The sequence below is a fragment of the Microcoleus sp. S13C4 genome (genome assembly GCF_036700865.1).
Taxonomy (GTDB): domain Bacteria; phylum Cyanobacteriota; class Cyanobacteriia; order Cyanobacteriales; family Microcoleaceae; genus Microcoleus.
In genome coordinates, this window is sequence record NZ_JAUBPS010000172.1 from 1 (window position 1) to 1,306 (window position 1,306).

1 protein-coding gene and 1 pseudogene are annotated in these 1,306 nt (G+C 41.2%); both read left to right on the top strand.

The window, feature by feature from the left end:
* Nucleotides 1-72 precede the first annotated feature (72 nt).
* Nucleotides 73-231: pseudogene (locus tag QT996_RS28485) on the top strand (DUF6745 domain-containing protein); the annotation flags it as partial.
* Nucleotides 232-942: 711 nt separating this feature from the next.
* Entirely contained in the window at nucleotides 943-1,251 is a 309-nt protein-coding gene (locus tag QT996_RS28490; RefSeq protein ID WP_333050855.1) for a calcium-binding protein, read from the top strand.
* Nucleotides 1,252-1,306: the final 55 nt, after the last annotated feature.

Consider the following 1,306-nt stretch of genomic DNA (forward strand, 5'->3'; position numbering starts at 1 on the left):
AATAATTAAGTGGGGTCGTAAAATCAAAAATAAGGGCAATGCGTGTATCACAGTTTAAATGTGCAACAGCTTAATGCCGATGTCGAGCCGATTTGTTTGTTAAAAATGACTTGTCCGAGTACGGGATTCATTCACGCTTTGAGAGTGCCGCCTAACCTGGCATCAGCTAGGGAGGCAATTCGCTGGGTAAATTGGGATATCGATCCAGAGGACTTTTCCGTGCAGACTTGATCGAGTTGCGGCGGCAGTATATAATTAAATTAAGGTTTTATTAACAGTCGCAATGTGTGCTTGCGTAAGTCTTGCGTAAGTCATGAAGAAGGAAGAAAGAAGAAGGGAAAAAACTGCTTTTTTGCCTTCCCAAGCCCAACTCATTTGTGTCAACTTAATGTGAAACTCCGATTAGGCAGGGGTTTAAACCCCTGCCTGAAAGCTTAAGTCGTCTGAAAACGACTGTTCAACTAACTTATTATGCCAATTCCGCATTTATAATCCACTTTATATTGAGCGATGGTGGTCGCCGCTACACAGACAAAGCCCACCTTCGGAGGATTTAAGATTAAAGTTGAAAAATAATTTCTGACTGTACAGATCCAAAATTATAGAGTCAGCGTATATTACTAATGAACGCAGTACAAAATTTCATAGGTTCGCACCGCTAAAAAGTTTAGCTTGGGGGTTTGCAGTTGCACGGCGGCACCCCTGGTTATAATGCCAACTCTCAAATATAGGCGGGTATATTTGTATCTAGGGCGATTTTATATATCTCGACAGGCGGATTTACTTATAATTCTAGCTGCGTATAATATATCATAAAATAGGCTTCTCATACCTAAAATATTTTAGTCAAATTAGCCCATAGTGCGAATTTGGAAATGTTTGTACTGAGAATTCCCTTGCCTAAAGGTAACGGGACTATCAACTTTAGAGAGTGATCGGAACATGGCAGAAATTAGAGACACCGCCCAAGCAAACTTGCTAGCAGGAACTTCAGAAGATGACCTGATTTTTGGTTTGATGGGCAATGACACCATTGCGGGAAACTTGGGTAATGACAGCATTTTTGGAGGGAAGCAAAGTGATTTAGTTGATGGCAACTCAGGTCAAGATTCGCTGTTTGGAGATTTAGATAACGATACTGTTAACGGCGGAGAAGGTAACGATTTTTTAGTGGGCGGAAAAGGCAGCGATTCCATCTCGGGCAACTCCGGCAATGATGTTTTGTCGGGAGATAAGCTGTTGCACATTTAAACTGTGATACACGCATTGCCCTTATTTTTGATTTTACGACCCCACTTAATTATTA

Bases quoted from the DNA above. Each gene is read 5' to 3' on its own strand.
- QT996_RS28490 (WP_333050855.1), top strand. From the start codon at position 943: ATGGCAGAAATTAGAGACACCGCCCAAGCAAACTTGCTAGCAGGAACT.